This window comes from Corallococcus sicarius, from assembly GCF_003611735.1.
Lineage (GTDB): Bacteria > Myxococcota > Myxococcia > Myxococcales > Myxococcaceae > Corallococcus > Corallococcus sicarius.
The window spans coordinates 17,489-27,283 of sequence record NZ_RAWG01000108.1 but is presented as its reverse complement, the minus strand read 5'-3'; the positions used below and the strand labels follow the sequence as shown (position 1 = coordinate 27,283).

The following is a 9,795-nucleotide window of genomic DNA, read 5'->3' as shown; positions in this document are numbered from 1 at the left end:
CACCGCCCCCCGCGCCCGTCGTGGAGACGCCCGTCGTGCTCGGCCCCGCCGCGCCGCCGGGTCCCCAGACGGACGTGGACGCCGTGGCGGCCTGGAAGAGCCGCATCGCCAGCACCACGGAGAAGGTCCCCGAGCCCCAGCTTCCTCCGGCGCCGCGCTACACCTTCAAGATCCAACAGGCCGCCGTGGACCCCAACGCGGTCCGCGCCGCGCGCCTCAAGCAGCTCGAGGACGAGGGCAAGCGCGCCATCACCCCCGCGAAGCAACCGGCGGACCTGCCCGCCATCCCGGATGATCCCACCGGGAAGGCCTCCGCCCTGGTCGACAGCAAGTGCGACCGCAAGCTGGTGGTCCGCAACGCGAAGCTCCCCGACCTCCAGAAGAGCCCGCTGGGCCACGTGCCGGAGATTGGCGCGCAGCTCATGCGGGACGACGGCGGGCACCTGCTGATCAAGGGCCCCCTGGGCGACCTCGTCTACAAGCCCGGCGGTCCGAAGCCCACCGACCCGGAGAAGCTCAAGGACTGGACCCGGCTCCAGAAGAAGATCACCGACGCGGCCGAAAAGCAGAAGAAGGCGAAGGCCCAACCGAAGGAGCCCGCCAAGGGCATCACCGTCCTCGAAGAGGCCGCGCCCGCGCCCATCAACGTCCCCGACTTCGCCCGCGTGGACATTGGCGACGTGCTGGCGCGCCTGCTCGCCGCCCCGGAGCGGTACGCCGACGCGTCCGTCCAGAAGGCCCGCGAGGCCTATGTCCCAGGAGGGCTCGACACGTCGTGGGGCGTGGCGCTCATCGCCGCGGAACGCCCCATCTTCGCCGCCGAACTCCAGCGCGTCGCCGACGCCGCGCAGATCAAGAAGGAGGACCTGGACGCGAAGGTGGAGGCCCGCCGCAAGCAGCTCGTGGACTCGCACGCGGCCACCACGGAGACGCTCAGCAAGGCGCACGAGGAGGCGAAGACGAGCCTCGTGGAGAGCGGGAAGACCTTCGGCGATGCCCTCTCGCGCGTGCGCGCCTCGCTGGACGCCCAGGCCGAGGCCCGCGCCGCCGCCATCCAGGGCGGCGTGGACCTGACCGAAGCCCGCCGCAAGCGCGACGCGCTCCTCACCGCGGTGGACACCAAGGTGGGCAACTGGGTCGTCCGCTACGACCAGAACGGCAAGCGCTTCAAGGACGCCTTCGTGAGGGCCGCGAGCGACCAGATGCGCGCCTACGAGCTGGCCGCGCTCCAGGACGAGTGGCAGCTCAAGAAGGACGCCGGCGAGGATCCGGTGAAGCTCAAGACCGCCACGGAGCTGTACCGCCCCACCAAGAAGTGGCTCGACGACCGCCGCAAGGAGATTGGCGCCGTCGTCGGACAGGCGAAGCGCGACATCGACGCGGGTGTCGAGCACTACCAGGAAGATCTGCGCCAGGCTGGCAAGGACGCCAAGGAGGCCATCCGCGACTGGCACGCGAAGCAGATCGGCTACGAGCGCGGCTTCTGGGACCGGCTGATCAGCTGGATCATCGACTGGCTCGACACCGCCCACGACGAGAGCAAGGCGTGGGAGGCCGCGCGCGCCGAAGAGAACAAGACGTCGCTCGACAAGAACATGCTGTTCCTCGCGGAGGTGCGCCTGCGCCAGGGCGAGGAGCTGGACACCGAGGCGCTCGCGAAGCGGCAGGACCTGGGCGAGGAGCAGAAGGCCATCCTCCTCTCCTACTACGGCAAGAACGGCAAGGACGCCGTCCAGGCGCTCGCGGAAGGGCTGGCCGTGCGCATCGCCGGCCAGCGGCGCAAGCCGCTCCTGGAGGCCCTGGAGAAGGAGATCGTCGCCTCCAGCGACCTGGACCGCGTCCGCACGGTGGTGGATGCGCAGCGGCCCCAGTTCAGCGCCGACGCGCTCAACATCGTCGGGAAGGTGGAACAGGGCGTCAACCACACCTGGGGCACCGAAGAGCAGAAGATCTTCGACGCGCTCGCCAACCTCACCCCCATCCAGGGCCACTACGTCGAGCTGCTCTATGCGTCGCGCAACGGCGGCGAGAACCTGCGCGAGCGACTCAAGAGCGAGCTGGACGACTTCTTCAGCACGAGCACGCACGACTGGGACAAGGCCGAGGCCCTGCTCTCCGGCAACGCCGCCAAGGCCGCCGCCGTGGAGCTGGACGACGCCATGGAGGGCACGTTCCTGGGCACCGGCCTGGGCACGGACGAGAACGCCATCCTCACCCTGCTGCGCAGCAAGACGCCCGAGCAGATCGAAGCCATCAAGAAGGCCTACAAGGAGAAGTACGGCCGCGACCTCGTCACGAAGATGGACGACGAGCTGCGCAGCGGCGCCCTCAAGACGCACGACGTCGACGAGATGCACGCCCTCGTCGAGGGCCGCACCGAGGACGCGCGCGCCATCGAGCTGGACCGCGCCATGCGCGGCTCGTGGTTCTTCGGCCTGGGCACGGACCGCAAGGGCATCGAGTCCGTCTACGACCGCGTCCGCAAGGAGACGGAGGCCGACGCGCAGCAGTACGGCTGGGACTCCAAGACGTTCCGCGAGGAGCTGCTCAAGCGCAACCAGGCCATCGACGCGTCCTACGAGCGGCAGTACGGCAAGGATTGGACGGACCGCGCCGCGGGCGAGAGCGCGCTCAGCGCCGCGTACCACGACGAGCTGGGCGGCGAGGAGCTCAAGCTCATTGAAGGCCTGCGCGACGACAAGGGCCTCCAGGTCGACGCGGCGCGCATCCAGATCGAGCACACCAGCTTCTTCTACGCGGACGACAAGATCATCCGCGACGCGATGTCGGCGGAGGGCCGCCGGCAGATCGCCGACGAGCGGCGCGACGGCTACCTGGACATCCAGGAGCGGCTGGAGATTGAACGGGAGCTGGACGAGGCGAAGGTGAAGCCGGCTTCCGCGGGCCCGCTCACGGACGCGGACCGCAAGAAGGGGCTCATCAGCGAGCTGGAGTTCCTGGAGAAGTGGAGCCCGGAGAAGGTCCGCGCGCGCCTCACGCAGGAGCGCAAGGAAGTGGACCGCGCGGCGAAGGCCCACGCCCAGGCCAACGCCCAGACGAACATGAAGGCGCTGGCCGCGGAGTACGACGCGACGTACGCCGTCCCTGGCTTCGAGATCACGGCGTTCGAACAGGTCGTCCGGCGGGACACGTCCGGCGCGGACCGGGACGCGGTGGATGCGCTGCTCGAAAAGGGCTACCTCACGGACGCGGAGCTCGTGCAGTACGCGGTCCAGGGCGTGGGCACCGATGAGGGCACCCTCAAGGAGGTGCTCGAGGGCAAGAGCCGCGCGGAGATCAACGCCATCGCCGAGGAGTGGGCGAAGAACAACCCGCCCTCCCCCTGGGACACGCGCACCCCGTTCGAGCGCTTCCGCTCTCGCATCGAGGAGGAGCTGAGCGGGCGCGAGGCCTTCGACATCCTGGACGTCGTGGACTACGGCGAGGCCGTCACGCCCCAGGAGAAGCTGGCGCGGGCACGGCGCCGGGAGGGCTTCGAGGAGCGGTCGTCGAACATGTTCTCCCGTTCGGCGCGCGCCATCCTCCAGGCCCAGACGGCCGCGCTCGAAGAGGAGGTGCGGTCGCTGGAGCTGCACGAGGCGCGGCGGCCGAAGCCGGGGGACAAGGACTACAGCGCCGACACGCTGCGCGCGTGGCAGGAGGGCTGGGAGAAGAAGGCCGACCGGGTGGAGCACCAGGCGACGCTGGCCGACGACGCGGTGCAGATGCACCGCGAGCAGGTGGACACCGTCACCGACTTCATCGTCACGCTCGCCAGCGCGGCGGTGATGGCCATCGCGGTCGTCATCGGCGTGGTGCTGAGCATCTTCGCCCCGCCCGTGGGCGTGGGGTTCTGGGCGGCGTTCGGTGCGTTCATGGCCAGCTCCACGGTGCTCGTGGGCACGGCGGTGGCCATCGCCGCGGTGACGATGATCGCCAAGGCGTCGCTCAAGGGGGCCGCCTACGGCTGGGAGGAGGCCGCCACCGACGCGGGCGTGGGCGCCGTGGACGCCCTCACCTCCCTGGCGACAGCGGGCATGGGCTCCAAGCTGCTGCGGATGGGGTTCCTCGCGCGCCTGGCGGGGGAAGGCGGCACGCTCGCGCGCATGACGGCGCACGGCCTCGCCCAGGGGGCCGAGGGGCTGGTGCAGTCGGTGCCCTCCGCGTTCCTGGGCAACGTCCTCAACGACCAGAACTACCAGGGCGGCAACGCGCTGCTCAACGTGCTCGCGGGCACCGCGATGCAGGCGGCCCCGGGCGCAATCCTCGCGGGAGGCCTGGGCGCGCTGGGCGGCATCTCCAAGCCCCGGATGCCGCCGCCGCGCACCAGCGACCTGCTCGCCTTCCGGGGCACGCCCGCGGAGCGCCTGACGCTGTACCGGAAGTGGAAGGTGGAGAACCCGGCCGGAGGCATGAAGGACTTCCTGCGCGAGTTCGACAACAGCCTGCTCAAGCAGATGTCGGGCGACTTCGACACGAAGCAGCTCCAGCGCGAGATGCGCAAGGAGCTGCTGACGCACGTTCCACCCGCGCAGCGCCGGGCGTTCGTGAACACGCCCATCGAGCTGGTCTCCGAGGCGGACTTCCGCGCGCTCACCGGCAGCGAGTCCGGGCAGGCCGTCACGATGTTCCGCCGGGGAAAACCGACCATCGTCATCAAGGCCGGCGCGGACCTGGCGGACCTGGGCGAAGAGGGCCTGCACCTGCTCCAGCGTCACGACAAGGCGACGCGCGACCTGGTGCGCGCGCTGGACGAAACGGCGCTGCGGCACTGGGACAAGCTGCCCGTCGAGAAGCAGTTCGAGCTGTACCGCAAGAAGCTGCTCCTGGAGATCGACGCGCAGCAGTCGCTGCTCGCCTCGCTGGAGGCGAAGCGCGGCGTGTCCCTGGACCCGGGCGAGGCGGCGCGGCGCATTGAACAGGGTGAGCGCACGCTTGCGAACCTGCGCAAGCGGCTGGGCGAGGTGGACGCCTTCACCCCGGTGCAGCTCGCCGAGTTCGGCCAGGGCGTGCGCGAGAAGCCCCAGTACCTGCGCGAGCCGCCGCGGCTGTTCACCAAGAGGGGGCAGAAAGCCGGAGCGAAGAAGGGAGGCAAGAAGACGGTGGCGGCCCTGGTCGTCACGGACACGCCGCCCGTCGTGCGGGAGTCGGGCCGGCCCGTGGATGTCTGGCCCAACACGACCCAGCACGCCGCCCATCCGGACGTGGGCCCGTTCTCCAAGACGCCGCCGGTGGCCGGCGACCCGTTCATCGCGACAGCGGAGCGCACCGTCTTCACGCAGGAACAGCTCAAGCGCCTCACGTGGGAGCTGGCTCCCGGCGAGACCCTGGCGCAGATCGGCCCCGCGTGGATGGAGGTCAAGCACCGCACCGGGGAGCACCGCTACTACAAGCTGGTGGAGGTGACGCACGCCAATGGCGCCAAGGAGCACCTCCAGCTCATCATGAACAAGCGCGCCGGCCAGCGCTGGGAGGTGCGCGGCAAGATCACCTACGGGGTGGCGGAAGAGCTGGAGAAGAAGGCCTCCAAGAAGATGACGGAGGCGCTGCTGGGCGCCCAGCTGGGCCCGAAGGAGAAGTTCCGGCGGCTGGACTTCAAGCCCATGGGCGAGGAACAGGGCAGCGGCATTGACGAGATCCTCGTCGAGTTCGACCACGCCGACACGCCGACGCGCGCGAAGCTTCACCTGGTGGAGGTGAAGGGCGGCGAGCATCCCCCGAGGCTCGACAAGTTCACGGCGGTGGGAAAGAACCTCCGCAAGAACCTGCTGGAGCTGCGCGGCAAGCTGGCCGACTTCGACTGGGCGAAGGCACACGGCCTGGGGCCGGATCACCTGGAGGCCCTGGCCAAGGCCATCGACGATTGGGAGATCTCCATCGAGGTGCGGCTGGGGCCCGTGACCCCGTTTCCGGCACCCGGCCGGGAGCTCATCCCGCGCATCGAGCGCATCGCGGACGCATGGCGGAAGCTGTCCCTGGTCAGCAACGCCATTCCGCAGGGCGCACCCGGCCGGCTGGAGATGGATGCCCTGCTGGACAGCTTCAAGGCCGGGCTGCACAAGGGCGGCATCAACGAGTCGATGAAGGCGCTGGCGGCGGTCGAGAAAGCCCTTGCGGGCACGAAGCGCACGAAGGGCCTGCTGGCGAAGTACAACATCGACACGGGCCGGCTGCCGGCGCTGATCCACAGCCTGGACCCGAACGTGAAGCCAGGGGAGCTTGCCCGGGTCCACGAAAAGTTCCTGACCGCGCAGCGCGTCCGCAAGCCGGGACCGGGGGGCTCGGTGCTGGGCTGGGGGGACTTCGACATCAGCCTGTCGAGGAGCTGGTCGAGCCGCCGCTTCAAGCGCTTCGAGCTGGCCCAGCTGCGCGACCTCCGCGCGGCGCTGGAGGACATCCCGGAGCTGGATCCCGCGACGTTCGGGACGCTGTCGCTGCGGGACCGCGGTCGCGCCATCACGAAGGTGGTGGGCGCGACCATGGATGCGATGGGAGTCCCGAAGTCACGCCGCCCGAGGGTCGACTTCCAGAACCTGGTCCCGGGAGACTTCGGTTGGATGGAGTGGAACTTCGGGCAGACGCCCCAGGGCCGGCTGGTGCCCCTGCTCAAGCGGGGCACCCTCGTCATCAACCAGAACCTGGAGGTGGGCGACGCGGTGGGCACGGCCGTCCACGAGGCGCGCCACTACTACCAGGCCTATCAGGCGTACCAGCACTCCCTGGGGCGACAGGCCCATCCGTTCGCGAGCCGGTGGCAGGGCAACCTGCCCGGCTCCGGGGGCCACTACTACGGCCCCGGGGACCCGCGTTATTTCAGACAGCCCATCGAGGCGGATGCGGAGAGCTTCGGCCGACGCCTCATCGATCTCTTGCCTGCCCGCTGGCCCCCTCCATGATGAGGTCCCGACATGCGCGTCGCTCCTTCCGTCTCCCTCACCTGCTACGTGTGCGGCTCCACCTTCACCGTCCACAACCGCGTGGACATGGAGGCGGGGCGAAGGACCGTCCTCCAGGAGCCGTCCGCCTGTCCCTTCTGTGACGCGCCGGTGCGGAGCATCCCGAAGCTGGACGTGGGCGTGGCCAAGAGCCTGCTGCTCACCGAGGCCGGGGCACCGCAGGAGAAGAAGGACTACGGGACGGTGGAGGAGTTCCTGGAGCGCTTCACCCGGACCGAGGCGGAGGTGGACACGCTGCTGTCGCTGGCGCGCGCGTTGGACCTCGCGGCCTGGGAGGAAGGCAACCTGGCGCGCCTCCAGCGCGACAAGGACGCGGGCCTGAAGACGGAGACGCGCTTCGTCGCGAAGCTGCGGGAGGCGGCACGGGACGGTGGCCTCCTGGAGCGATTGCAGCGTGCCGCCAGGCCCGTCAAAGATGCGCACCGCGCCCTGTGGAACCATCACATGGCCCGCTTCAAGCAACGCCAGCCCCGGTGAGCGGAAGGTGGAGGAAGCATGGCCGGTTCATCGAACAGTGCTCCGGGGACGTGGCAGGACCTCTTCTCCCCTGAATGGGGAGAGGTCACCCACCTGCAGGAGATCATGAAGCGGTTCACGCGCCTGGCGCTGGCGAAGCCCAACGACCCGGCGACCCACCTGATGTCGCTCGCCGACACGCTGGGCGGGCTCGTCGCCTTGAAGGGAGCGCAGGAGGCCCGCGCCGCGGCCGAGCCGCTGGTGCCCTTCTGCGAGCCGGCGCTGGCGCAGGCAGGCAGGGCCTTCCAGAAGCGGGACCCCGCCCACTTCGCCCTCCAGGTCCTCTCCTTCGTGAACGCGGCGGAGGAATGCGGCGCCGTGCAGGGAATGGTGGAGGCATCGCCCGCGAAGGCGTGGCTCGAAGCCATCGCGAAGCTGCCACGGAAGCAGGATGACCGGCTGCACTACCGCTGCGGCCTCGTGGCGCTCTGCCTGGGAGCGCCGGAGCTGGCGGCGACGCTCGTGGGCGGGGGCAAGCTGCCCGCCGGGAGCTTCACGCCCGGGGAGCAGTTCGGCTTCAACGTCCAGGGTTTCATCCGCTACCTGGCGACAGCGATGAAGGAGCAGGCTCCCGCGGACGAGGTGCGGCCGGCGTGGCGCTCCTTCGTGGAGGGCTTTCCCAAGAACAAGTCCGCGGGGCAGGTCACGTGGAGTGACCTGCTCTGGGCCGCGCGCGCCTTCTACACACGCATCGAACAGCTGCCCGTGGCGCGGGTCGGTGAGGCGCTGCACCCGCTGGTGAAGCCCGCCTGATGCACGCGCCCACGCTCGTCGCCCGGCCGGACGTCGCCTTCGAGGTGCTGGACCGCGTGCTGGAGGCGCTGGGCTGGTTCCTCCAGTCCGAAAGCCAGACACCCCCGCTCATCCCCGGTGAACCGGAGCTGGCGGTGTACGTGCACCGCGTGACGGACACGGAGCTGCAGTACTCGTTCAACCCGGTGCTGAAGCTGCGGGTGCTCCAGTTCCACGGGCGGGACGCGCTGGGGGCGTGGAACGCCGTGCGCAAGGCCGTGCCGGTGCTGGAGGCCCCGGCGCTCGCGACGCTGCTGGCGTCCTCGGAGACGAAGGACGTGCTCCTGGGATTGCTTGCGACCGGGGAGCTGCGGGAGCGCTCGTCGCTGGAGCGGGTGGCGGCGCTGCGCTTCCACCCGGACGACAGTGTTTCGCGGACCGCCGAGCGCGTGCATGCGGTGTTGGTTCCGCCGGGGGTGGCGGAGACGTTCCAGCGGTTGGAGGCGGAGAAGCAGGCGCATCCGGATCGCTCGGTGCTGTTCGCGCACCTGCCGGGGGAGGAGCAGCGGCGGCAGGTGCTGCGCTGGCTCATCCACGACTACGACGCGTCCAATGAGCACATCGACGAGGTGCTGCGCTCGGCGCTGGTGGATGCGGACGCGGAGGTGCGGGTGACGGCGGTGGTGGCGGCGGCGCGACTCCAGGCCCGCGCGGTGCTGCCAGCGCTGCGCGAGGCGAAGATGCCCACGTCCACGCGGGAGGGCGCGGATCCTCGGGACCGTTTGTTCTATGCGGGCCTGCGGGAGCTGGTGGCCAACGTGCTCGCGGGCCGGCCGCTGCCTCCGGAGGGTTCTGCGAAGCGCGAGCGGATGGCGCCACTGCTGCGAGCGCTGTCGGGGCCTGCGGACGTACGGGACGACCCTACCCTGCTGCTGCATGCGCTCACGACGCCGGTGGACCTGGGTCCTCCTCCATTGACCGTGCCCGAGGCGCTGGTGGCGCAGGAGGGCACGTACCGGCTGCGGCGCTCCGGACTGGAGGCGCGCTGGGTGCCGGCGGTGGAGCACTGGCTGGGCACGGGTGCCACGTTGCGACGCGTGCGGTCTCCGGGGTTCTTCGTCGCGCGGGTGCCGTTGAGCCGGTCCGCGTTGGCGTGGGCGCTGGCGGCGTCTCAGGGGCCGGTGGGAGCGGCGAGCCCGGACGCGGAGCAGGCCGCACCGTGCACGTGGGCGCAGGCGGAGCAGGTGTGCGCGGCGCTGTCCCGGATTGAGGGCGTGGAGCTGAGTCTGCCCAAACGGGATGCGTGGGAGATGGCCGCGCGCGGGCCGGATGGACGGCTGTTCCCCTGGGGCAATTCGCTGCGAGAGGACGGGGCTTCGCGCGCGTCTCCCTGGGGCGTGGAGGGGCTGGTCGCTTCGCTTCCGCAGTGGGCCCGGGCCGAGGCCACGGACGCACGGTTGCTGTGCGGCGGGCGCGAGCAGCCCCTGTGTGCTTCATCTCGCGAGGTGGCGACGACGGACGCGGCGGCACTCGGGGCCGTTCGGTGGGTGTTGGCACCGCGGTCTTGAGGCGGCTCCCCCGCGCTGCCCGC

Annotated in this window: 4 protein-coding genes; all 4 read left to right on the top strand. The window is 70.4% G+C overall.

All coding sequences use genetic code 11. The features are described 5' to 3' along the window. Nucleotides 1–35 precede the first annotated feature (35 nt). From D7X12_RS18420 to D7X12_RS45065, 4 genes are read left to right on the top strand one after another with little or no spacing between them, the layout of a single operon-like run. A complete protein-coding gene (locus tag D7X12_RS18420; protein ID WP_208719125.1) occupies nucleotides 36–6,896 on the top strand; it encodes an annexin in 6,861 nt (2,286 codons plus the stop codon). Nucleotides 6,897–6,908: 12 nt separating this feature from the next. Next, nucleotides 6,909–7,433: a hypothetical protein gene (locus D7X12_RS18415; RefSeq protein ID WP_120626577.1), complete on the top strand. Its 525-nt coding sequence runs from the start codon at nucleotides 6,909–6,911 to the stop codon at nucleotides 7,431–7,433. Nucleotides 7,434–7,451: 18 nt separating this feature from the next. Then, a complete protein-coding gene (locus D7X12_RS18410; protein ID WP_120626576.1) occupies nucleotides 7,452–8,225 on the top strand; it encodes a hypothetical protein in 774 nt (257 codons plus the stop codon). Then, complete coding sequence (locus D7X12_RS45065; protein WP_120626575.1) at nucleotides 8,225–9,772, top strand: formylglycine-generating enzyme family protein; 1,548 nt, start codon at nucleotides 8,225–8,227, stop codon at nucleotides 9,770–9,772. The genes D7X12_RS18410 and D7X12_RS45065 overlap by 1 nt, the downstream gene beginning before the upstream one ends. Nucleotides 9,773–9,795 lie beyond the last annotated feature (23 nt).